General features: G+C 71.8%; 17 protein-coding genes and 1 pseudogene. 10 read left to right on the forward strand and 8 right to left on the reverse strand.

All coding sequences use genetic code 11. The features are described from left to right. Positions 1-37: 37 nt before the first annotated feature. From KIK05_RS39640 to KIK05_RS39655, 4 genes are all read right to left on the reverse strand, one after another. Positions 38-1,168, reverse strand: a complete 1,131-nt coding sequence (locus KIK05_RS39640; RefSeq protein WP_308250314.1) for an aromatic ring-hydroxylating oxygenase subunit alpha — start codon at positions 1,166-1,168, stop codon at positions 38-40. Between the two features lie 105 nt (positions 1,169-1,273). After that, a complete protein-coding gene (locus KIK05_RS39645; protein ID WP_214416033.1) occupies positions 1,274-2,359 on the reverse strand; it encodes an S-(hydroxymethyl)mycothiol dehydrogenase in 1,086 nt (361 codons plus the stop codon). A 23-nt stretch (positions 2,360-2,382) separates the two neighbouring features. Then, complete coding sequence (locus KIK05_RS39650) at positions 2,383-3,552, reverse strand: NAD(P)/FAD-dependent oxidoreductase (protein ID WP_214416034.1); 1,170 nt, start codon at positions 3,550-3,552, stop codon at positions 2,383-2,385. Beyond that, entirely contained in the window at positions 3,549-3,896 is a 348-nt protein-coding gene (locus KIK05_RS39655; RefSeq protein ID WP_214416035.1) for a bifunctional 3-phenylpropionate/cinnamic acid dioxygenase ferredoxin subunit, read from the reverse strand. The genes KIK05_RS39650 and KIK05_RS39655 overlap by 4 nt, the downstream gene beginning before the upstream one ends. A 367-nt stretch (positions 3,897-4,263) precedes the next feature. Between KIK05_RS39655 and KIK05_RS39660 the strand changes: the two genes are divergently transcribed. The 4 genes and pseudogenes from KIK05_RS39660 (at position 4,264) to KIK05_RS49600 (ending at position 11,823) form a co-directional block, all read left to right on the forward strand. Beyond that, positions 4,264-7,149 carry an AfsR/SARP family transcriptional regulator gene (locus tag KIK05_RS39660; RefSeq protein ID WP_214416036.1) on the forward strand — a complete coding sequence of 962 codons (2,886 nt, stop codon included), beginning with the start codon at positions 4,264-4,266 and terminating at the stop codon, positions 7,147-7,149. 114 nt (positions 7,150-7,263) lie between these two features. Further along, positions 7,264-8,145 (forward strand): polysaccharide deacetylase family protein, encoded by an 882-nt coding sequence (locus KIK05_RS39665; protein WP_250564217.1) that lies wholly within the window; start codon positions 7,264-7,266, stop codon positions 8,143-8,145. 64 nt (positions 8,146-8,209) lie between these two features. Next, a pseudogene (locus tag KIK05_RS49595) lies at positions 8,210-9,457 on the forward strand (serine/threonine-protein kinase); the annotation flags it as partial. A gap of 2,054 nt (positions 9,458-11,511) precedes the next feature. Beyond that, positions 11,512-11,823, forward strand: a complete 312-nt coding sequence (locus tag KIK05_RS49600) for a WD40 repeat domain-containing protein (protein WP_372455651.1) — start codon at positions 11,512-11,514, stop codon at positions 11,821-11,823. A gap of 91 nt (positions 11,824-11,914) precedes the next feature. Here KIK05_RS49600 and KIK05_RS39675 read toward each other — a convergent pair whose 3' ends face one another. Then, a complete protein-coding gene (locus tag KIK05_RS39675; protein WP_214416038.1) occupies positions 11,915-12,445 on the reverse strand; it encodes a TetR/AcrR family transcriptional regulator in 531 nt (176 codons plus the stop codon). A gap of 96 nt (positions 12,446-12,541) precedes the next feature. On the opposite strand from KIK05_RS39675, the gene KIK05_RS39680 reads away from it, so the two are divergent. Further along, on the forward strand, positions 12,542-12,934 hold the full coding sequence (locus KIK05_RS39680; RefSeq protein ID WP_214416039.1) for a nuclear transport factor 2 family protein: 393 nt from the start codon (positions 12,542-12,544) through the stop codon (positions 12,932-12,934). Positions 12,935-13,005: 71 nt separating this feature from the next. Here KIK05_RS39680 and KIK05_RS39685 read toward each other — a convergent pair whose 3' ends face one another. Then, positions 13,006-15,420, reverse strand: coding sequence for an ATP-binding SpoIIE family protein phosphatase (locus KIK05_RS39685; protein ID WP_308250315.1), 2,415 nt, complete (start codon positions 15,418-15,420; stop codon positions 13,006-13,008). A gap of 427 nt (positions 15,421-15,847) precedes the next feature. Between KIK05_RS39685 and KIK05_RS39690 the strand changes: the two genes are divergently transcribed. Together KIK05_RS39690 and KIK05_RS39695 are read left to right on the forward strand one after the other, a co-directional pair. After that, a complete protein-coding gene (locus tag KIK05_RS39690) occupies positions 15,848-16,822 on the forward strand; it encodes a GlxA family transcriptional regulator (RefSeq protein WP_214416041.1) in 975 nt (324 codons plus the stop codon). Positions 16,823-16,895: 73 nt separating this feature from the next. Next, positions 16,896-17,498 (forward strand): cysteine hydrolase family protein, encoded by a 603-nt coding sequence (locus tag KIK05_RS39695; protein WP_214416042.1) that lies wholly within the window; start codon positions 16,896-16,898, stop codon positions 17,496-17,498. A gap of 12 nt (positions 17,499-17,510) precedes the next feature. Here the strand turns inward: KIK05_RS39695 and KIK05_RS39700 are convergent, their stop codons facing one another. Beyond that, positions 17,511-18,776, reverse strand: a complete 1,266-nt coding sequence (locus tag KIK05_RS39700) for an MFS transporter (protein ID WP_214416043.1) — start codon at positions 18,774-18,776, stop codon at positions 17,511-17,513. 17 nt (positions 18,777-18,793) lie between these two features. Beyond that, complete coding sequence (locus tag KIK05_RS39705; protein WP_214416044.1) at positions 18,794-20,146, reverse strand: M20/M25/M40 family metallo-hydrolase; 1,353 nt, start codon at positions 20,144-20,146, stop codon at positions 18,794-18,796. Positions 20,147-20,219: 73 nt separating this feature from the next. On the opposite strand from KIK05_RS39705, the gene KIK05_RS39710 reads away from it, so the two are divergent. The 3 genes from KIK05_RS39710 (at position 20,220) to cydB (ending at position 23,620) form a co-directional block, all read left to right on the forward strand. Beyond that, a complete protein-coding gene (locus KIK05_RS39710; protein ID WP_214416045.1) occupies positions 20,220-20,771 on the forward strand; it encodes a winged helix-turn-helix domain-containing protein in 552 nt (183 codons plus the stop codon). Between the two features lie 461 nt (positions 20,772-21,232). Further along, positions 21,233-22,681, forward strand: coding sequence for a cytochrome ubiquinol oxidase subunit I (locus KIK05_RS39715; RefSeq protein WP_214416046.1), 1,449 nt, complete (start codon positions 21,233-21,235; stop codon positions 22,679-22,681). Positions 22,682-22,690: 9 nt separating this feature from the next. After that, positions 22,691-23,620, forward strand: a complete 930-nt coding sequence (cydB, locus tag KIK05_RS39720; protein ID WP_214416047.1) for a cytochrome d ubiquinol oxidase subunit II — start codon at positions 22,691-22,693, stop codon at positions 23,618-23,620. Positions 23,621-23,711 lie beyond the last annotated feature (91 nt).

Raw genomic sequence — 23,711 nt, forward strand, 5'->3', positions numbered from 1 at the left:
ATTTTGCTCGCTCCGCTCGCGGGGCGAGTGCGCGCCGCTAGGCGGACGCGGTCTTCAGTTTGCCGAGCACCCAGTCGTGGAACGCCCCGATGTGGTGCTCGCTCGGCACCAGGACGCCGCCCTCGGCGTACGCCCTGGAGCTCATCGCGGGCTGGCACCTCTCGCAGGCGTCGAAGTCCTGCTCGTTGACCCGGTGGAACAGCTCGACCGAGCGGCCGAGATCCTTGCCGGAGTCGACGACGTCCCTCAAGAACAGCCAGTCGCACTCCACGATCGTACGATCGGCCGCCAGAGGGAACATCCGGTGGATGATGACATGGTCGGGCACCAGGTTCACGAACACCTGCGGCTTGATCGTGATGGCGTAGTAGCGGCGGTCCTGGTCGTCGCTCACCGTCGGGATGCGGTCGACCCCCTCCGAGCCGTCGACGGTGAAGCCCTGGATCTCCTCGCCGAACTCCGCGCCGTGCCCCACGTAGTACTGCGCGGCGTAGCCGTCGGCGAACTCCGGCAGCACCTCGGTCAGCTCCGGGTGGATCGTGGCGCAGTGGTAGCACTCCATGAAGTTCTCGACGATCAGCTTCCAGTTGGCCTTCACGTCGTAGACGATGCGGCGGCCCACCGAGAGATTCTCCACGTCGTAGTGCTCGATCGACTCCAGGTCGCCGAGCCGGGTGCGCACCTCGCCGAGCACGTCGTCCTCGAACGACGGCGGCTCGTCGGCCAGGCACACCCACACGTAGCCGAGCCACTCGCGCACGTGCACCTTGACCAGCCCGTACTGCACGCGGTCGATGTCGGGCATCTTGGTCAGGTTGGGCGCGGCGATCAGCTTGCCCTCCAGGTCGTAGGTCCAGGCGTGGTAGGGGCACTGGAAGGCCCGCTTGACCTCGCCGGACTCCTCGGTGCACAGCCGGGCGCCCCGGTGGCGGCACACGTTGAGGAAGGCGCGGATGGAATTGTCGCGGGCGCGGCTGACGATCACGCTCTCGCGTCCCACGGTCACGGTCTTGAACGCCCCGGGCTTGGCCAGGTCGGACGCCCGGGCCACGCAGAACCACATCGACTCGAAGATGTGCGCCTGCTCCAGCGCGAAGATGCTCTCGTCGGTGTAGTAGTGGCCGGGAAGGGTGGAAATGACGCTCGGGGGCAGGCTTCTCGTACTCACGGGACCTCCTTCATTCACTGCGGGCCGGGGCCGCCTGACGGCGGGTCCGGTCGTCTGTCCGGGGCGCCTCGGCCGTATCCGAGGTCACGATGTGTCCGGCGCGCCTCACAGGACGACCACCGAACGCAGCACCTCACCGCGGTGCATCTTCTCGAAGGCCTTCTCGACCTCGTCCAACCCGATTGTCTCGCTGACGAAAGCGTCGAGGTCGAACCGCCCCTGCAGATAGAGGGACACGAGCATCGGGAAGTCGCGGCTGGGCAGGCAGTCGCCGTACCAGCTCGACCTGAGCGCGCCGCCGCGGCCGAAGACGTCCAGCAGCGGCAGCTTCAGGGTCATCTCCGGGGTGGGGACGCCGACGAGCACGGCCGTGCCGGCGAGGTCGCGGGCGTAGAAGGCCTGCTCGAACGTCTCGGGCCTGCCCACCGCGTCCACCACGACGTCGGCGCCGAACCCGCCGGTGAGTTCACGGATCGCCTCGACGGGGTCGCCGCGGCGGGCGTCGACGGTGTGGGTGGCCCCGAAGCGGCGGGCGCCCTCCAGCTTCCGCTCGTCCACGTCCACCGCGATGATCTTGATGGCTCCGGCCAGGTTCGCGCCCGCGATCGCCGCGTTGCCGACGCCGCCGCAGCCGATCACGGCGACGGTGTCCCCGCGGCTCACCCCTCCGGTGTTGACGGCCGCGCCGAAGCCGGCCATCACCCCGCAGCCGAGCAGCCCGGCCGCGGCGGGCGAGGCCGCGGGGTCGACCTTGGTGCACTGCCCGGCGGCCACCAGGGTCTTCTCGGCGAAGGCGCCGATGCCGAGCGCGGGTGACAGCTCGGTGCCGTCGGCCAGCGTCATCTTCTGCCTGGCGTTGTGGGTGGCGAAGCAGTACTGCGGACGGCCGCGCAGGCAGGCGCGGCAGGAGCCGCACACCGCGCGCCAGTTGAGGACGACGAAGTCGCCCGGGGCGACGTCGGTCACCCCCTCGCCGACGGCCTCGACGACGCCGGCCGCCTCGTGCCCGAGCAGGAAGGGGAAGTCGCCGGAGATGCCGCCCTCCCGGTAGTGCAGGTCGGTGTGGCAGACCCCGCAGGCCTGCACGCGCACCAGGGCCTCGCCGGGCCCGGGGTCGGGGACGATGATCGTCTCCACGCCGACCGGCTCGCCCTTGCCCTTCGCGACGACTCCACGCACTTCGTGCGCCATGTGATCCTTCTCCTCCGGGACGACTACGCGGTGGTGACGACGTCGAGGCGACGGCGCCAGCGGGTGAACTGCCGGACCTGGTTCACGCCGAGCACGGCGACCGCCTGCCCCTCCCGCCGGTAGACGGCGAGGAAGCTCCGGGAGGCCAGGTCGCCCTCCTCCACGGTGACGGTGCAGTCAGGGCCGGCGTGGCCGGCGAACTGGATCTTCACGTCGTACTGGTCCGACCAGAAGTACGGCGCCCTGGCGGGAGGCGGGGCGGCCGTCCCGCCGGACAGCAGCGTGGCCGCGGCCGTGGCGGCGCGCTGGAGCGCGGGCGTCCAGTGCTCGACGCGGTGGTGCCGCCCGAGGGCCGGCTCGAACCAGGTGCAGCAGTCGCCGACGGCGACCACGCCGGGCAGGGCCGTGGCGCCCGCGGCGTCGCAGAGCACCCCGCCCGGGCCGATCTCGACGCCCGATCCCTCCAGCCACGCGGTGGTGGGCCGGGCGCCGATGCCGGCGAGCACGACGTCGGCGGGCAGCCTCCGGCCGTCCTCCAGCAGCACGCCGTCGACGCGGCCGTTCCCGGTGAGGGCCCGCACGCCGGTGCCGCACAGCAGCCGGACCCCGTGGTCACCGTGCAGGGACGCGATCACCGCGCCCATCTCGGCCCCGAGCGCCAGGGCGAGCGGGGCGGGGGCGGCCTCGACGACCGTGACCTCCAGGCCGAGCCCGCGGGCGGTGGAGGCGACCTCCGCGCCGACGAAGCCCGCGCCGATCACCACCAGGCGGCGTCCCCCGGTCAGCTCGGCGCGGAGGGCCCGGGCGTCGTCCAGGGTGCGCAGGGTGTGGACGCCGGCGAGGCCGTCGGTGCCGGGCAGCGAGCGGGCGGCGGCGCCGGTGGCGACGACGATCCCGTCGGCCCGTACCGAGGTGCCGTCGTCCAGCAGCACGCGGCGGTCGCGCGGGTCGAGCCCGATCGCGGTGACCCCGAGGCGCCACTCGGCCGCGAGGTCCTCCCCTTCGGCCTCCAGCGCCAGGTCGGCCTCGCCGATCCGGCCGGCGAGGAAGTCCTTGGAGAGCGGCGGCCGGTCGTAGGGCCGGTGCCGCTCGGCTCCGATGATCGTCAGCGGGCCGTCGTACCCCTGGGCGCGCAGCGCACGCGCGGCGGACAGGCCCGCCAGCGACGCGCCGACGACGGCGACCGACCTCACTCCGTCCCCGCAGGGGCGCCGGGCGGCAGGTTGGGCGCGTCCTGCGACGGGATCACGTAAACGGTGCCGTCCTCGACGACCACCTGGTGGGTGCGGACGGGCAGCTTGGCGGGCGGCGCGTCCACCTTCCCGGTGCGCAGGTCGAAGCGGGAGGCGTGCAGCGGGCATTCCACCTCGCACCCCTCGAGCCACCCGTCGGCGAGCGAGGCGTCCTGGTGGGTGCAGGTGTCGTCGATGGCATAGATCTCGCCGTCGTCGGTGTGGAAGACGGCGATGGGCGGTTCGGCGTCGAGCCGGAAGGCCTCGCCCCGGGGAAGGGCTGCGAGGGGGCACGCAGGGATCATCGCGACATACCCCAGTTTCGTAGGACGGAACGAGCATCGCTATACGCAACAGCGTGCGCTTCGCACAGCCACCCTGTCAAGGGTCGACATTGGGCCATAAACCCCCACATGTGGGGCTACCTCAGCATCGGCGATCCGGCCGGGCCGCAATCCATCCCGTAACGGCTGCGAACTGGAACAACACCACGAAATCGCTCGCGATGTGCTCCCCGGACGACGGAATCGTTCGTGGCGCCACCGGCCACCCGCCACATCGCAAGTCGGTTTCAATTCGTGAGCACACTTCGCCTTTCCGTAAAATCCGGCTATAACTAGCCAAATGTTCCGCAGCGTGCGGAGGACAGAGGCGCAGGGAACGGGATCATCTGTGAGTGCTGGAACGGTACAACTCGACTTCTCTGTTCTGGGCCCGCTCTCGGTGACCCGTGACGGGCAGGCACTCGATCTCGGCGGAGCGCGCGTCAAGGCGCTGGTCGCGACGCTGCTGATAGCCCAGGGCAAGGTCGTCACGGTCGACCGCATCGTCGAGGCGGTCTGGGGCGACGAGGCCCCCGGCAGCGTCATGTCGAGCCTCTATTCGTACATCACCAAGCTCCGCAAAGTGCTCGAACCACACCGTCCCGCCCGGGCGTCCACCGGCATCCTCGACCGTCAGGGCCCCGGATACGTGCTGCGCGTGCGGCCCGAGTCGGTGGACGCCGAGCGGTTCGCCGCCCTCGCCGAACGCGGCTCCCGCCTGCTGGAGGAGGACCCCGCCGCGGCCGCCGCCGACCTGTCGGCCGCGCTCGGCCTGTGGCGCGGCCCCGCGTACGTCGACCTCGGCGACACCGACGTCGCCACGGCCGAGATCGCCCGGCTGGAGAACGCCCGCCTCGCCGCCCGCCAGGACCACGCCGCGGCCCGGCTCGGCCTGGGCGAGGCGGTCGCCGCGGTCGGCCAGCTCGAGTCGCTGGTCCGCGAGCACCCGCTCGCCGAACGTTCCTGGGAGCTGCTGGCCCTCGCCCTGTACCGCGCCGGCCGCCAGGGCGACGCGCTCGCCGCCCTGCGCACCGCGCGGGAACGGCTCATCGACGAGCTCGGCGTCGACCCCGGCCCGTCTCTCCGCGCGATGGAGAGCGCCGTACTCCAGCAGGACCCCGCGCTGGAATGGAAACCCCGTCAGGAGAGCGCCAAGCTCACCGAGGCTCCCGCCCAGCCGGAACCGTCCCGTCCCCAGCTCCCGACCCCGCTGACCCCGCTCATCGGCCGCGACGCCGCCATCGGCACCGTCAAGCAGCTCCTCGCCGCGCACCGGCTGGTGACCATCACCGGGCCCGGCGGCAGCGGCAAGACCCGCACGGCGCTGGAGGTCGCCCGGGACCACCTGGGCCAGGCCGGCAGCGAGGGCCCCTGGCTCGCCCTGCTCGCCGACATCACCGACGAGGCCCTCCTGTCGACCGCCATCGGCACGGCCATCGGCACCTCTCTCGCCAAGGACGCCGGCGAGCTCGCCACGTCGATCGGCGAGCGTCGCATGCTGCTCGTCCTCGACAACTGCGAGCACCTGGTGGACGCCGTGGCGGGACTGGCCGAGACCCTGCTGTCGCGCTGCCCCGGACTGCGGCTGCTGGCCACCAGCAGGGAGCCGCTGGCGATCGCCGGCGAGGCCACCTGGGACCTGCCTCCGCTGGACCCCGAGGGTGACGCCGTCGAACTGTTCGTGGAACGCTCCCGCGCCCTGCGGCCCGACTGGCGTCCCAACCACGGCGAGCGCGAGCTGATCTCCCGCATCTGCGCCGAGCTCGACGGCCTGCCCCTGGCGATCGAACTGGCCGCCGCCCAGACCCGCGTGCTGTCGCTGGAGCAGATCGACGAAGGGCTGCACGACCGCTTCACCCTCCTCTCCGGCGGCTCCCGCACCGCTCCGGCCCGCCACCGCAGCCTCGAGGCGGCCATCGAGTCGAGCGCACGCCTGCTCACCCCGGCCGAAAGGCGGCTTCTCGGCTGCTTCAGCCTCTTCGAGGGAGGGTTCGACCTGGAGGCGGCCGAGCGCGTGTCCGACCGCTCCCCCGTGCTGCTCGGGCTGACCGGGCTCGTCTCCAAGTCCCTGATCACCGTCGACGGCGCCCGCACGCCGCGCCGCTACCGCATGCTGGAGACGATCCGGCAGTACGCCCTGCGCGCGCTGTCCGCCGAGGAGCGTTCCCTCTGGGAGCAGCGCCACCTCGGCTGGGCGGTCGAGCTGGCCGAGACCGCGGGCCGGCGGCTGCGGACGTTCGACGGCGAGCTGTGGATGCGCAGGCTGCGCCACGAGCAGGCGAACATGCGCGCCGCGCTCACCCGGGCCCTGGCCACCGGCGACGGGGAGGCGGCGCTGCGGATCTCCACCGCCCTGTCGTGGTACTGGTACCGCGCCGCCCACGTCCACGAGGGCATCGGGTGGCTCGGCAAGGCCCTCGACGCGGTCCCCGCCGAGCACCCGGGACGGGGCCAGGCGCTGATCGGCCGGGCCCTGCTGCGTTACCTGGCCGGGGACCCGATCGGCGGCAACGACGACGTCGAGATCGCGCTGACGCAGGCCGAGGCCTCCGGCGACATCGAGGTCATGGCCCGGGCCCTGCCCTACCGCGCGTACTTCCTCCAGCTCAGCGGCAACCCGGGGCAGGCCAAACTCGCGATGGCCGAGGGATGGAACCACGTGCAGGCCGCGGGGCTGCCGTGGATCGAGGCCGAGCTGATGATGGTCCGCGGGCAGGTCACCCGGGTCGCCGGGGATCCCGCCCTGGCCGCCGGCCAGCTCCTGCAGGCCGCCGACATCGCCAAGGCGTGCGGGCACGACTGGGCGTACTGCTCCTCGGTGTGGATCGGCGTGAAGGTCGCCATGGACCTCGGCGAGGTCGAGCGGGCCATCCAGCAGGCGGCGCGCCTGGTGGTGTACCTCGGCCGCACCGAGGACGTGACCTCCTGGCTCGCGGGCGCGCACGTGCTGGCGGGCGCCCTCGGCATGGCCGGCCGGGCGATAGAGGGCGGCGTCCTGCTCGGCGCGGTCAACGCCATCGGATCCCGGGTGGGGTACTCCCCCCAGCTGATGGACCCCCTGGACGGCCCGCGCAACGTCGCGGCCGTGCGCGCGATGCTGTCCCCGGAGGAGTACGACGAGGCGACCTCGATGGGGGCGAGCCTCAGCAAGGAGGACGTCACGGCCATGGCCCGCCGCCTCCTCGCCGAACAGTCCGACACCGACCACCTCACCGTCCCCGCCGACCACCTCTGACCCCACCCCCGCCGCTCCGCCCCGGTCACCGTGGGTGGCGACCCTTTGTAATGTTTTGCGTGGGATCCGTGGTTTGTTCGGCAACGGATCATTCCTTTGGCAAGATTGCTGACCATGATCTGGGGGCGGAAGGTCTTCGCGGGGGCGTTCGGGGTGGCGCTGGTGGCGATGAGCGCGGCATGCGGCCCCACCACGCCGCCCAAGACTTCGGGAGGCAAGCCCTCCACATCTGGTGACGGTTCCCACCACACGTCCCCGGGCCGGACGCGACCGCGCTCCCACGGGAACCCGGGTGAGCCCGTGGCCGCGATGCCCCAGCCGGGGGAGGTCACGCCAATCCGTAAGCCCGCGAACGGGATGCCGCCCGTCATCTCCTCCATCGCGACCAAGCGGAAGGTCGTCTTCCTCACCATCGACGACGGCTGGGAGCAGGACCCCGGCTTCGTCCAGCTGGTCAAGGACCGGGCCGTCCCGATCATGGTGTTCGCCATGCGGGACGCGGTCGAGGCCAGGGGCGTGCCCGACCCCACCGCGGCCGGCGGCAAGTACGTCGGGGCGGGCAAGTGGTCGTACTTCCAGGGCCTGCGTGACCTCGGGGTGCCCATCGAGGCCCACACACTCACCCACCCGAACCTGTGGCACCTGGGGCCGGCGGCGCAGAAGGCCGAGATCTGCGGATCGGCCAAGGTGATCACCAAGGAGATCGGGCGTCGTCCGACGCTGTTCCGCCCGCCGTTCGGCAACTACAACCCCGCCACCCTGCAGGCGGTGAAGGACTGCGACCTGTCGGCCGTCCTGCTGTGGACGGCGACCGTGCAGCCCGGCGGGAAGATCGCCTACCAGACGCCCGACAAGAAGCTGCACCCCGGCGACATCCTGCTCCTGCACTTCCGCCCCCACCTGGCCAGGGACTTCCGCATCCTCCTGGACAAGATCAAGCGCCGGGGCTTCGCCCTGGGCGACCTCCCCGCCTACCTCAAGGCCTCCGGCGTCTGAAGGGGCGAACCTCCGGCCGCCCGCCGGCATCTAACAGGTGTTCCGAGAGAGGCGGGATCTGCGTATGGCGCTGGCGGCGGCGTTGCTGCCGGAGGACCCGGAGCGGCTGGGCGAGTACTGGCTGGCCGGTCGGCTGGGAGCGGGCGGGCAGGGGGTGGTGTACGAGGCGTACGACCCCGGAGGCCGCCGGGTCGCGATCAAGGTGCTGCACGGGGAGGCGGCGCGTGACCAGGAACTGCGCGGCCGGTTCGGGCGGGAGGCGACGGCGGCGCGGCGGGTCGCGTCGTTCTGCACGGCAGGGGTGATCGACGCCCGGCTGGACGGCGACCAGCCGTACATCGTGAGCGAGTACGTGGAGGGGCCGAGCCTGCGCCGCGCCGTCCGGCAGGAGGGCCGCCGGTTCGGCGGGGACGATCTGCACAGGCTGGCGACGGGGGTGGCGACCGCGCTGGCCGCGATCCACGACGCCGGGGTGATCCACCGTGACCTGAAGCCGGACAACGTGCTGCTCGGCCCGGACGGGCCACGGGTGATCGACTTCGGCGTGGCGCGGACGCTGGAGATGTCCCTGACCGCCAGCGGCCTGGTGGCCGGCACGCCCACCTACATGGCGCCGGAGGTGTTCACCGGGCAGCGCGCCGGCACGGCCGCCGACGTCTTCGCCTGGGGCGGCATCGTGCTGTTCGCCGCCACCGGCGTCGACCCGTTCGAGGCGGAGAGCCTGGGCGGGGTCATGCACCGCGTCCTGTCCTCCGACCCCGACCTGACCGTGCTGCCCGGGTCACTGCGCCCGCTGGTGGGCGCGGCACTGCGCAAGGACCCGGCGACGCGTCCCGAGGCACGTGAGCTGCTCATGGCCCTGGTCAGCGGGCTCCGCGGCTTCCAGGGCGACCTGCTGGCCCTGGGCAGCGCCGAGGCCGGGCTGATGGGCCGGGACGGCGACCGCGAGCCGGGCCTCGGGGTGTTCGCCGAGGAGGTGTACGGCCGGCTCGACCCGGCCGCGCAGGCCGTCGTGCCGGACCTGCTGCTGCGGATGGTCGCGGTCGACGAGCACGGCGACGAGAGCACCCGCCGGGTGAACCGCGAGGAGCTGCTGGAGGGCCGCCCGCCGGAGGAGGGAAACGCCGTCGAACGCGCGCTCGCGGCCTTCGCGCAGGCCGGCCTGCTGGCCGGGGCGGACGGCGTGATCACGCTGGCCCGTCCGGCCCTGCTGCGGGCCTGGCCCCGCCTGCGCGCCTGGGCCGACGAGGAGCACGGCGGGCTGCGCGCCCACGTCGAGCTCGCCGCCGCCGCGCGCCGCTGGCGCAGGGACGGCCGCAAGGACGCCGACCTGCCGCAGGGCGCCCGGCTCGACGCCGCCCTCGGCTGGGCCGCCGCGGGCCGCCGGCACATCGCCCTGAACGCCCTCGAACGCGAGTACCTGGACGCGGGATCGGCCCTGGTCAGGCGACGCGCCAACCGGCGCAGGCTGTTCACGCTGGTCCTGGCGGTGCTGCTCGTCCTCGCCGTCGCCGGCGGCGGCCTGTCGGTGTACCAGAACGGGCGGATCGCCGAGCAGCGCGACCAGGCGACCGGACGGCAGGTGTCCTCCCTCGCCGGCACGCTGCGCACGACCGACCCGGGCACGGCGATGCTGCTGACCGTCGCCGGCTGGCGCCTCGCCCCCGGCGCCGACACCCGCTCCGCCCTGACGGCGTCCCTCTACCAGCCCGAGACCACCGCGTTCCATGACACCCAGGCCTCGGGCGTGAGCCGCCGGGCGCTCAGCCGCGACGGCCGCCTGCTGGCCGGCGTCAGCACCGACGGCGTGCGCCTGTACGACCTGCGCAGCGGCAGGAGGACCGGCGGCTGGGGCCACCTCGGCGTCGGCGCCGACGAGCTCGTGCAGAGCGTGTCGCTGAGCCCGACCGGCCGCTACCTCGCGGTGGCGTTCAGCACGAAGGTCGTCGTGTGGGACACCCGCACGGGGACGCGCAGGCGCGAGTACGACCCGTTCGCGAACGATCCCGCCAAGCCCGCCGACCGCCCGTCGGTCCTGCCGCAGACCCTGGAGTTCGGCGACGACGACGCGACCCTCGTGATGCACCAGGGCCAGGGCCTGTGGCTGTGGAACATCGACAGCGGCCGCACCTACGGGCGGGACGAGTGGGGGCTCGGACCCGGGAGCGTCGCCTCCTCCGGGCGGCTCGCGGCGACGATGTCGGCGGGCGAATCGGGGATCCACGTCTGGCGGCTTCCCGGCGGAACCGAGGACACCCGTTTCCGCAGGTCCTGTTCCGGCCAGCTCGTCGCCCTGGCCTTCAGCCCGGACGGCCGCACGCTCGCCTGCGTGGGCGAGGAGACGATCACCTTCGTCGACATGGCGACGGCCCGGCGCCGCGGGGGGAAATGGGAGACCGGTATGTCCTCCGGCCTGGATCTGCAGACCATGGCCGAGGTGCGGTACAGCCCGGACGGACGGCTGCTGGCGTCGTACGCCGACACCCGGATCCGGGTCTGGCGGGTCGCCGACCACCACCTGCTGCTGGACTACAAGCTCGACGGGCGGGTGTCGGACGTCCGCTTCGACACCGACGGGCGGTCGCTGAGATATCTGAGCGACCAGTCGGTCATCACCCTGGACCTCGGCCTGCGCCTCACCGGCGGCGGGCTTCCCACGAAGGCGACCGCGGCGACACTGAGCCCCGACGGGCGCCTGCTGGCCGTCCGGGCCGGCGAGGGAGGGCCGGTGCGCCTGTGGGACGTCCACCGGCGCGCGTTCCTCGGCGGTCCCCTGCCGGGGTCGGGTCTCGCCCCCGACGCCACCCCCGACCAGCCGCCGCTGTTCAGCCGCGACGGACGCCTTCTGCTCACCGGCGACGGCATGTGGGTCTACAAGCTGTGGGACCTCGCCTCCCGCAAGGTGATCCGCACCGTTTCCCTGAACCGCAAGTGGAAGGCGGAGGCGGCGGCGCTGAGCCCCGACGGCGGCACCCTCGCGGCCGTGACGACCCGGTTCGTGATCGAACGGGGAAGCGACGAGAACCAGATCCAGATGCGGCTGTGGGACCTTCGGAGCGGCAAGGTGCGCAGGTCGGTGCGCCTGACCGCGGTCCCCAGCGGGTTCGTCTTCTCTCCGGACGGGCGCTACTTCGCCCCCCTCAGCAGCTACCTCGCCCGGTTCTTCGACACGGCCTCCGGGGCGCCGTCCGGCGCCAATTTCGCCGTGTCCCCCGAGGACGACATGTCGACCGAGGCTGTGGCGTTCGCACCGGACGGCCGGCTGATGGCGGTGAGCGACGACCTCGGCAGGATCATGCTCTGGAGCACCCGCGGCCCGACGCTCCGCCCGCCGGTCCTGACGGCGCTCAGGAGTCGATCGGCGCCATGTCCTTCTCCCCCGACGGGCGCCTGCTCGCCACCGCTGGAGACGGAGGGACCGTCCAGCTCTGGGACGTCGCCGCCGGACGCCGTCTCGGTCCCGCGATCAACCTGTACGGGAGCGCGATCCTGAGCCTGGCCTTCACCCCCGACGGCTCGACGTTGTACGCGGCCGACGAGGCCGGGGGCGTGCACGAGTACCCGGTGGCCCCGGAACGGATCGCGGCCCAGGTGTGCGCGCGCGTGGGCCACACCCTGTCGGAGCAGGACTGGCGGACGTACCTCCCCGAGGTCCCCTACCGGGACGTGTGCCGTTAGCGATCAGCCGCGGCGCCACGGTGGAGCAGGGGCAGGGAACAGGACCGCTCCGGCTGCGGCCATCGGCAGCCCGCCGTTCGCCGTCGGGGCTTCAGGGGCGTAGGCATTCGAGAATCACGGCGCCGACGTCGGGCCGGGCGCTGTGGCGCACCGCGGCGACGGCGCCGGCGACGACGGCTTGGACGGCGACCGCGTCGAGGTCCCCGCGCACCGCACCGGCCTGCTGGGCGCGGCACAGCAGCGCGTCGAACGCGGCCCGGAGCCCGGCGGCGGCCTGCGCGGTCTCTTCGCTGGTCGTCGCGCCGGACTCGGTGAGCACCTGGGTGAGCTCCTGCTTCGGTCCCGCGGTTTCGATCATGTGACGCAGGAAGCCGAACAGCGCGGCGCCAGGCTCCTGGGCCGTGAGGGCTTCGGCGGCGGTGTCGTGGAGTCGCTTGAGGTGGTCGGCGACGACGGCGTCGAGGAGAGCCTCCTTGGTGGGGAAGTGACGGTGCACGGTGCCCGCTCCGACGCCGGCCCGGCGGGCGATCTCGTCGAGCGAGACCCCGGTGCCATCGACGGTGAAGGCCTCACCAGCGACGTCGAGGATTCGTTGCCGGTTACGGCGGGCGTCGGCGCGCACTGCTGGGATCCTCTCGACAAACGGGGCGAGCGCCCCGTATATTCCTAACCGGGGCGAGCGCCCCGCTTATCGTATCAAGACACCAAGGAGATGCCGATGCCGGCCACCTCACCCCGCACGGTCGTCGAACACCTGCTGTCGCTCACCGCCACCGGCCCGACAGAGAAGATGGCCGATCTGTTCGCCGAGGACGCCCTGTTCGAAATGCCGTTCCTGCCGCCGGGCGTCCCCACGCACGAGGTCGGGCGCGAGACGTTCCGCGCGCACCTCGCCTCCGCAGTGGACGTCGAGGAGTTCACCGGCATCGACCAGGTCACCATCCATGAGACGGCGGACCCCGAGGTCATCATCACCGAGTACCGGTTGCACGGGCGGGTGATCGCCACCGGCGCCCGGTTCGTCACCGGCATCGTCATGATCGCCAGGGTCCGGGACGGCCTGATCGTCTGGTCCCGCTCCTACTCACAGGAGAAGCCGCTCGCCGCCTGACCCCGGCCCCCCGTCCCTGTCCACGCTGAACGGCCGCCGCTCGCTCGGTCGAGGGGGTGAGGCGTGCCGGGTCAGGTGCCCGTACCGCTGTCTCCAGGCAGCGCTTGGACGGCCCAGATGGTCTTCCCGGTGGCCGTGTGGCGCGTGCCCCAGCGTTGGGTGAGCTGGGCGACCAGGAGCAGACCGCGCCCGCCTTCGTCGTAGACGCGGGCGCGGCGAAGATGGGGCGCGGTGCTGCTGGCGTCGGACACCTCGCAGATCAGGTCGCGGTCGTGGATCAGCCGGAGTTGGATGGGTGGGTCACCGTAGCGGATCGCGTTGGTGACCAGTTCGCTGACCACCAGTTCCGTGGTGAAGATCGCTTCATCGAGACCCCAGAGAGCCAGCTGCCTGGAGGCGTTCCTGCGCGCTTCGGCGACGATGGGCGCGCTGGGAGGCAGATTCCAGGTGGCGACCTGGGACGCGTCCAGGGCGCGGGTGCGGGCGATCAGCAGAGCGACGTCGTCCGGAGGATGGGAGGGGAGCAGCGCCTCGAGCACGTTGTCGCACATGGCGTCCAGCGACTGATCGGGCCTGGCGAGGGTCTTGCGCAGCACATCGAGGCCCTCGTCGATGTCTCGGTAACGCCCTTTGACGAGGCCGTCGGTGTAGAGCACGAGCAAGCTGCCCGCCTGCAGTTCCAACTCGGTGCATTCGAAGTCGAGTCCGCCCATGCCGAGCGGCGGCTCGGCTGAAAGGTCGACGAATTCGACCGTGCCGCCAGGACTCACCACGGCGGGCGGTGGATGCCCGGCCCGGGAGAGGCGGCAACGGCGCGCCACGGGATCATAGACGGCGTAGAGACACGTGGCTCCTATCTCTCCTGGGGCCTCGGTCGCGCTGTCGCGCTGCTCGGCGCCGTCCGCTTCGGCGGCCAGGTGGGTGACGAGGTCGTCCAGGTGGATGAGCAGTTCGTCGGGTGGCAGATCGACGTCGGCCAGGGTTCGGACCGCGGTGCGCAGGCGGCCCATGGTGGCGGAGGCCTGGACACCGTGGCCGACGACGTCGCCGACGACCAGGGCGACGCGGGCTCCTGAGAGGGGGATGACGTCGAACCAGTCGCCGCCCACGCCGGGCCGGGCTCCCGCGGGCAGGTAGCGGGAAGCGACCTCGAGTGCGGCCTGCTGGGGCAGTCGTCGTGGCAGCAGGCAGCGCTGCAAGGTGAGGGCCGTGTCGCGCTCGCGGGTGTAACGGTAGGCATTGTCGATACAGATCGCCGCCCTTGCCGTGATCTCCTCGGCCAGCAACAGGTCATCCTGATCGAACGGTTCCATGAGCCGATGGCGCGCGAAGACGGCCACCCCCAGCGTGGTGCCGCGGGCTCGTAGCGGCACCACCATCGAGTGGGGGGCCCAGTCGCCAGGCGTGTCGTACAAGATGGGCCGTCCTGAACGCAGACAGCCGGCCTGCGGGGAGTCGTCGGCGTATGTAGCGATCTGTCCTGGCTTAAGAGTGGCTGCGGGGCCGTCGTCGATGACCGACCGGGCGACATGGCGCAGCGTGATGGGACCGGGCGGTGAACCGGTGGGCGGCTCGGCGCCTTGGTCCAGTGAGGTGAGCAGAGCGATGTCGGCGGCGTCCGCGAGTTTGGGGACGGCCACGTCCGCCATTTCCTGGGCGGTGCGCGCGACCTCGAGTGTGCCGCCGATCCGGGCGCCCGCCTCGTTGAGCATCAGCAAACGCTGCCGGGCCCAATACTGTTCGGTCATGTCGTGCGCCGCCAGGCACACGGCCTCGACCTGATCGCCTTGGTTCCTGAGTGGGGCGAGGCGAACCGCCCAGGCCTGCTTGCGGCTCCTCCCGGGGGTGCGGAAAAAGTTCTCCCTTTGTAGTGGTTCGCCGTTCTCCAGCACCCGGCGGATGCACTCTTCGGTTTCCTCGAGATGGGCGCCGAGCACGATCTCCGACACCCGCAGCCCGCGCATCTCGTCTTCTGTGAGGTTGAACGCGCTCTGCATGTCCCGGTTCGCCCGCCGCAGACGTAGATCGCTGCCGTAGATCGCCATGGCGCACGGGCCCTGGCCGAACGCCCACTCCATCAGGACTTCGTCTTGGGGCGGCCGCGGCCCGGCCGTGACAGGTGACACGACGAACCACTCGCCGCCACCGGTGTCCGCCGTCCGGTGATGCGCCAGTAGCCCCACCTTCACCCGGTGACCGTCCCGATGTAGCAGTGTGACGCTTCCGTTCCACCGCGGCAGTTCCGCGAAGGACGACTGAACCGTCCCGGCGGCGACGTCCTCGGCGAGGAGGACGGCCGCGGACCGTCCCACGATGTCAGCGGGGTGATAGCCGAGCAACCTCTGGGCCTCCGCGCTCCAACCGGTCACGACGCCATGATCATCGATCACGGCGGTCGCCGTGTACGCTGCGAGGGGATCATCCGACCAGGACGATGCGGGGCGCGGATCCGGCCGGTCACCCCCGGGAGTGCTGGCTTCCTTCATCGTTCCTCACCTCACGCTCCCCGGTCGCGGCCATCCGGCAGGAGCTCACATGGATGACTCGCCGATCGCATGCCCCGGTCCGCCTGCGCCGGTTCGCCGTTCGCTCACGACCTCGTCGCGTCCCGCCCCGATCAGCCCGTGGCCCGGCGCGCCTTCGTCCCAGCCGGGAGCGGACGGCCCGTGCACCGCCCCTTGGCCCATCGGGGATCTGGGAACGGTGGGCCTCATGGAGCGCTCAATCGGCGTGATTGGTCCGTATTGGTGTGAGTTTACATATCCGCAGGTCAACGGGAGGATGGCAGTCCTCGGCGCCCACGTGACCGTCAAGTAACCGTCGGCGCTCCTACGGCCATTGCCGCGCCTGGTGTCCGGATGTGACAGAAGCTCGTCGTGGCGGTCATGGAGTCGCGTTGGCGACAATAGGCGCATGCCCGCTTCGCACCGTGTCGTCATCGCCGTGTTCCCCGATGTCGATCTCCTCGATGTCACCGGGCCGGCAGAGGTGTTCGCGCTGGCGAACCGGGAGATGTCCGGCCGGACGCCCTACCAGGTGCTGCTGGCCGGGCCGGACGGTGGCCAGGTGCGCACCAGCGCGGGGGTACGGCTCGCCACGGACCTGACCTTCGACCAGGTCGGCGACCGGGTGGACACCCTCGTGGTGCCGGGCGCGGTGGACGGCGACGGCGCCCCCGTGATCGATCCGGACCTGGTCGGCTGGATCGCCGGCACCGCGCGGCACGCCGGGCGGGTCGCCTCGGTGTGCGTCGGGGCGCACCTGCTGGCCGCCGCGGGCCTGCTGTCGGGACGGACGGCGACCACGCACTGGGCCACCGCCGACCGGCTGGCCGCCGACCACCCCGACGTCACCGTGGACCCCGACCCGATCTACGTCCGGTCGGGGACGGTGTGGACGGGCGCGGGCATCAGCGCGTGCATGGATCTCGCGCTCGCCCTGGTCGCCGAGGACCACGGGGAACGACTCGCCCTGGCGGTCGCCCGGCAGCTGGTGATGTACCTCAAGCGGCAGGGCGGGCAGAGCCAGTTCAGCGTCCCGCTGTGGCAGGCCCCGGCCGAGCGCCGTGACATCGACGAGCTGCGGTCGTGGATCACCACGAACGTGACCGCTGACCTGTCGGCGGCGGCGCTGGCCGAGCGGATGTGCCTCAGCGAACGGCACTTCACCCGGGTCTTCGGCAAGGAGACCGGCACCACCCCGGCGGCCTACGTCGAGGCGGCGCGGGTGGAGGCGGCGCGGCGGTTGCTGGAGGGCACCGACGAGCCGCTCGACCGGGTCGCCGCCGCGTGCGGCCTGGGCTCGGTGGAGACGCTGCACCGAGTGTTCAGACGGCGGCTCGGCACCACCCCGGCCGCCTACCGGCGACGGTTCCGCACCGCCGCCTGACCCCTTCCTGTCCCCCGGCCGGGTCCGGCCGGTGGAGCAGCATGCCCGATTTCCGATTTCCGAGGAGAACGAGATGACCGTGTCGATTACTCTGCGCGAGGTGATCGGCCTGGACGGCGCGCTGCCGGCGCTGTCGGCCAGCACCCTGATCATGATCGACTTTCAGAACACCTACCGCACCGGCGTCATGGCGCTGCCGGACGCCGACCGCGCCCTCGACGCCGGCGCCCGCCTGCTTGAGCGTGCTCGGGCCGCCGGGATCCCCGTGGTGCACGTCGTCAACGACGGCGGGGAGGGCAGCCCGTACGACATCCACGCCGAGATCGGTCGGATCGACTCCCGCGTCGCACCCCGGGACGGCGAGCCGGTCGTGGTGAAGCACTTCCCGAACTCCTTCCACGAGACCGACCTGCTGGAGGTGCTGCGGCGGCTGGACGCAGGGCCGGACCTGGTGCTGGCGGGTTTCATGACCCACATGTGCGTCCAGTTCACCGCCCAGGGCGCGTTCAACCTCGGCTACCGGCCCACGGTGGTGGCGGAGGCGTGCGCGACCCGGCCGCTGCCGGGCCCGGACGGCGCGGCGACCCCGGCCGACACCCTGCACGCCGCCGCCCTGACCACGATCGGCGACCTGTTCGGCCCGGTCGCGGCCCGCGTGGCCGACCTGCCCGCCTGAGGGCGGCAGCCCTCACGTCTTCTCGTACTCTCTCGTCGGATCGGTCTCGCTTGCCGTGTGGACATAACGGCTACTGGCCAGCACGGCGACGAGCGAGAGCGCGGCGAGTGCGACGAGCCAGAACGCCGGTGCGAGGGGCGTGCCGAGGGTCGCGAGCAGCCAGGTGACGGCGACCGGTGTGAGGCCGCCGAAGAGGATGGCACCCACGTTGTAACTGATGGACAGGCCGGTTCCCCGGGCCGTGGTCGGGAAGAGTTCGGCCATGCGGGCGGCGAGGGGCCCGGTGTACCAGGGTTTGATCAGCCCCATCAGCGTCATGACGATGGCCATCGTGGCGAAACTCGGCGCGGCCTGGAAGAGCAGGAACAGCGGGATCCCGGAGACGGCGATGCCCGCCGCCGCGATGGTGAGCATCTTGGTGCGGCCGATGAGGTCGGAGACGTGGCCGGCGAGCGGCGCGATCACCACCATGATGCCGCCGGTGATGATGACCGTGGTGAAGCTGGTCGACGAAGGCAGGCCGTATTGCCGGATGGCGTACGTCGGCATGTAGGTGATCAGATAGGAGTAGGCGGTGGACACCGCGAGGATCCCGATGCAGAGCGCCATCCTGGCCTTGTGCGAGCGCAGTGTCCGTGCCACGGGCTGCTTCGGCCGCTCGGTGTGGCGCGCCCGGCTGAACTCCGGTGTCTCGCCGAGGTTCTTGCGGATGTAATAGCCGACGGGGCCGAGCAGCAGCCCGAACGCGAAGGGAATCCGCCAGCCCCACGCCTCGAACTGCGCGTCGGTCAGGGTGCCGCTGGTGATCGCGAGCAGCAGGGTGGCCAGAACCGTGGCGAAGGACTGGCTGGCGCCCTGCCAGCTGGCCATGAAGCCGCGCCGGTTGGCGTTCTGCTCGACGAGATAGCCCGTGGCGCTGCCGAACTCTCCGCCTGCGGAGAAGCCTTGGAGCAGCATCGCCAGCACCATGCCGATCGGCGCGGCGATACCGATCGTGCTGTAGCCGGGCAGGAAGGTGATGATCAGCGTGGCGAGCACCATGATGCGGATGGAGGCCATCAGCGCGGGCATCCGGCCGGCGCGGTCGGCGTAGGCGCCGAGCACGAGCGCGCCGACCGGGCGGACGACATAGGCGAGCGCGACGGTGCCGAACGCCAGGAGCAGTGAGCTCGTCTGCTCCTGGCTGGGAAAGAACTGTTTCGCGATGGTGCCGGCGGCAAGGGTGTAGGCGGTGAAGCTGAGCCATTCCAGCGCGTTGCCGGCCGATGCCGCGGCCACGGGCCGCCACATGCCGCTCACATCGCACCGCCGATGCTGCGCAGGACCGCGGCCGCGGTCACGATGCCGTCATGGAACCGGGTGAGTTCGAAGTTCTCGTTCGGGGCGTGGTTGCGCTCGTCGACGTTGGCCAGCGGAATGCCGTAGCAGGGCACTCCGAGCCCGTCGGTGATGCCCGCGATGGGCAGGCTGCCTCCCATCGCGGGTGCGAACAGCGCCGGCTTGTCCGCCGTGGCGCTCACCCCGTCGAGCACCGCCTGAGCATAGGGCGCGTCCGGCAGGGTACGCGAAGGCTCCATCATGGCCTTGAAGACGACCTCGGCGCGCGGGAGCCGGGCGGCCACGTGCCTGCGCACCGCGTCGGCGACCGCGGCGGCCCGCTGGCCGCAGGCGAGCCGGATGTCGCAGCGGGCGATCGCGACCGACGGGATCACCGGCCGGTGATCCTGATCGTCCAGGCAGGTGAGCGAGTTGATGGTGAAGGTGGGCAGCGCCAGCCGCTCGTTGACCCCGGCGTCGCCGCACGCGTCCATGCGGTCGAGCCCGACCCCGGCGAGTAGCTCCTGCGGGGCCACGGGCAGCGCGTCGAGTGCCGCGCGCTCGGCCGTGGTCAGCTCGGTGGTGCCGGCGTCGTAGCCCTCGACGAGGACGCGCCCATCGGGTGCCCGCATCGTCGACAGCAGCCACACCAGCTCCCAGGCCGGGTTGGCCGCGACGTTGCCCCAGTTCCCCGAGTGCAACGCGGTGTCCGCGCCCTGGACCGTGATCTCGAAACTCACCACACCGCGCACGCCGAGCAACACCGTCGGCTCGTAGCTGTCGTGAACCGGCCCGTCGCTCCACAGCGCGACGTCCGCGTCGAGGTCCGCGCGCATCCCGGCGAGCGTGGCGGCGAGATGGGGGCTGCCGATCTCCTCCTCACCGTCGAGCAGCACCGTCACCGAGCAGGGCAGCCCCTTCTCGCTCGCGCGCAGCGCGCGCACGGCGAGCAGCTGCGCGAAGTGCTGCCCCTTGTTGTCGCCTGTGCCGCGCCCGTACATCCGGCCGTCGCGGATCGCGGCCTCGAACGGCGGGCTGTCCCACTGTTCGAGCGGGCCGGCGGGCTGCACGTCGTAGTGCCCGTAGATCACCACGTGCGGGCCGCCCTCGGGACCCGGCGCGTGGCCGGCCACCAGCGGCCACCCGCCCGTCTCGACGAGCCGCGGCGCGAGGCCGCTCGCGGCCAGGAGTCCCTTGGCGTGCTCGGCGGCCTCCGGCATGCCCTCCCCGGTGGCACTGACGCTCGGCGCCCGGATCCAGTCGGCCAGCTCCTGTTCGTGCCGCGCCCGGTTGCGCGCCACGTATTCCTTGATGTCCTCGACCGATTCCATGCGACCGCCCCTTGCAATTGCTTCCACAAAGTGAAATCGATCTCAATTTTGGACATCGGTTATACTGCTGTCAATGGCTGACTCCACGCCGTCGACGGCTGAACCGGAACCGCGCAGGCAGGCGACCCCACAAGACCTGCGCGCCCTGACACACCCGCTGAGCTGGCGCATTCTGCGCCTCTGCCTCGAGAGGTCCCAGACCAACCAGCAACTCGCACAGCGGCTCGGCGTCGCGCCGGCCACCCTGCTACGGCGCGTGCGAGCCCTGACGGACGCCGGCTTCCTCGTCGTCGAGCCACCCCGTCAGGGCGAGAACGGAGCATGGGAACGTCCCTACCGTGCCACCGGCGCGACCTGGCGGCTCGACCTCGGCACGGAGGCGGACCAGCTGGCCGGGCAGATCGACCTGGCCATCGTCGACGCCCACCGCGCCGAACTCGTCGAGAACGGTTCGCCCCCCAGCCGGCACACCCGGCGGGCGATCCTCCACCTCGACGCCGAGGCCCGCGCGGAACTCGACCAGCGGATCGACGCCCTCCTCGACGAATTCGAGAGCCGATCCACCCCGGACGGTACGCCGATCGCCATCCTGTGGAACGCGGTCGAAAAGGGAACCACGCCCTAAAGCGGACGCGCCGGGCCTTCCGCGGCAGGGTCGCCTCCTACCCCGGTCACCACGGCTCCGCCGGGCGGCGTACCCGGGAATCACCCGCTGGGATGACGACCCGGGGGGTGGCCGCGGGGCACCATGGATCATGCCGCCGGGGAGTGCCCGGCGGCGCGAAGCCGGTGACGGACGATGTCCAGCCGGAACACCGGGTGGGCCCCGAGCGACGCGGCTGCCGCTGCGCCGAGCGAGGGGCTCCCGGTTTCGCAGGGGAAGACGCCGCGAGTAAGGGGAACGCCGCCGGCGCGCCTGGGGAGGGGCGCCGGCGGCGGTGTCGCGTGCCCGAAAGGGCCGGTAGGAAGCGGTGTGACGAAGATCGCAGCGATCCGGCGCCTTCCCCGGGCCCGTAGCTCTACAAGTCGTAGTACTACTAGGAATAGAACTACAGCCTGTAGAGCTCCCGACCCGATGAGGGGAACATGGACGCTTTGGATCTGGCGCGGTGGCAGTTCGGGGTCACCACCGTGTACCACTTTCTCTTCGTACCCCTGACGATCGGGCTGGGCGTGTTCGTGGCCGGCCTGCAGACCGCCTGGCACCGTACGGGCAAGGAGCACTACCTGCGGCTGACGAAGTTCTTCGGGAAGCTGTTCCTGATCAACTTCGCGATGGGCGTGGTCACCGGCATCGTGCAGGAGTTCCAGTTCGGGATGAACTGGAGTGAGTACTCCACCTTCGTCGGCGACGTGTTCGGCGCCCCCCTCGCCATGGAGGCGCTGCTCGCGTTCTTCCTGGAGTCGACCTTCCTCGGCCTGTGGATCTTCGGCTGGGAGCGGCTCCCCAAGCGGATCCACCTGGCCTGCATCTGGGCCGCCGCCATCGGGTCGAACCTGTCGGCCTACTTCATCCTCGCCGCCAACGCCTGGATGAAGCACCCGGTCGGCTACGAGGTGGTCGACGGCCGGGCCCGCATGACCGACATCTGGGCCGTCCTCACCAACTCCACCGCGCTCGCCCAGGTCCCCCACGTGATCTCCGGAGCCTTCGTCGTCGCCGGAGGGTTCGTGATCGCGGTCAGCGCGTACCGCATCATCGTCGAGCGGCGCCACACCGCCGAGGGGGACGCGACCGTCCCCTTCACCCGCGACACCCGGCGGGGCGCGCGGCGGTTCCGCACCGACCCCGCCATGTGGCGGGCGAGCCTGCGGGCGGCCCTGGTCATGACGGCCATCGCCGGCGCGGTCGTCGCGGGCACCGGAGACCAGTCCGGCCGGCTCCTGCACGAGCAGCAGCCCATGAAGCTCGCCGCCGCCGAAGGGCTGCGCCACGACGAGAAGGGCGCGCCGTTCTCCCCGCTCCCGGGCGTGGAGGTGCCGAAGATGCTCAGCCTGCTCGCCGCGCACGACCCGAACGCCGAGGTCCAGGGCATGGACGACATCCAGCGCCGGTACGCCCGGCAGTTCGGCCCCGGCGACTACATGCCGAACGTCCCGGTCGTGTACGCCTCGTTCCGCGTGATGATCGTCTTCGGGCTGACCACGGTGGGGCTGTCACTGCTCGGGCTGTGGCTGACCCGGCGCCGCCGCGCGACGCCCACATGGTTCGCCAGGGCGGCCGTGCTCGCGCTCCCGCTGCCGACGCTCGCGATCGTCGCCGGATGGCTGCTCAGCGAGATCGGACGCCAGCCCTGGACCGTCCAGGGCGAGCTGCTCACCGCGGCCAGCGTCTCGCCCGGGGTCTCGGTGCGCGACGTCGCCATCTCCCTGGCCGTCTTCACCGTCCTGTACGGGGCGCTGGCGGTCGCCGAGGCCAGGCTGCTGGTCCGTCACGTCAAGGCCGGCCCCGAACCGGTCGCGCCCGTCGCCGGCGACGCCAGGCCCGGCGCCGACGCCGAGCCGCCCCAGCTCACCCCCACCCTGATGTACTAGGAGAACGCCATGGAGCTCACGACCTTCTGGTTCCTGGTGATCGCTTTCCTGTGGACCGGCTACTTCGTCCTCGAAGGGTTCGACTTCGGTGTCGGCGCGCTGATCCCCGTGCTGTCCCGCGACGAGGACGAGCGCAGGCAGATGATCGCCACCATCGGTCCTGTGTGGGACGGGAACGAGGTGTGGCTGATCACCGCCGTCGGCGCCATGTTCGCGGCCTTCCCCGCGTGGTACTCCGGCCTGCTCAGCAGCCTGTACCTTCCCCTCGTCATGGTGCTGGCCGCGCTGATCGTGCGGGGCGTGGGGCTGGAGTGGCGCGGCAAGGTGCAGGGCAGGGAGCGGGCGCTGTGCGACGCCGGCATCGTGACCGGCAGCGTGCTGACGGCGTTCCTGTGGGGCGGGATCTTCGGCAACCTGCTGTTCGGCACGGCCCTGGCGACCGTGCTGGGCGGGGTGTTCTCGCTGGCGGTGGCCGTCCTGCACGGCGCGGTGTTCGTCGCGCTCAAGACGGCCGGACGTCTCCGCGTGCGGGCCCGCCGCGCCGCGCTCGCCGTCGCGGCGGTCGCGCTGCCCGTCGCCATCGCCGTGCTCCCCGCGCTGCCGACGGCGGGTGACGGCGGGGTGGGCTGGGCGTCCCACCCGGCGCTGTGGGCGGTGTCACTGGCCGCCATGATCGCCCTGACGGCCGGGGTGGCGCTGATCTGGCGCCGCCGCGAGGGGTGGGCGTTCGCCGCGACCGCCGCCGCGATCGTGCTGGTCACCGGCGCGCTGTTCGGGACGCTGTCGCAGGCGCCGCTGCCGGGCCTCACCCTCGCCGAGGCCGCCTCCGGCCCGTACACCCTGCGGGTGCTGACCTGGATCGGCCTGGTGGCCCTGCCGTTCGTGCTGGCCTACCAGGGCTGGACGTACTGGGTCTTCCGCAAGAGGGTCACCGTCTGAGGGGTGGACGAGGTGGGCCGTCGTACGGCGGCGCCGATTCCGCCGTACGACATCCCGCCGACGCGGCGCCGGATCCGAATACCCCCGACTG

The sequence above is a fragment of the Sphaerisporangium fuscum genome, assembly GCF_018531465.1.
Classification (GTDB): domain Bacteria; phylum Actinomycetota; class Actinomycetes; order Streptosporangiales; family Streptosporangiaceae; genus Sphaerisporangium; species Sphaerisporangium fuscum.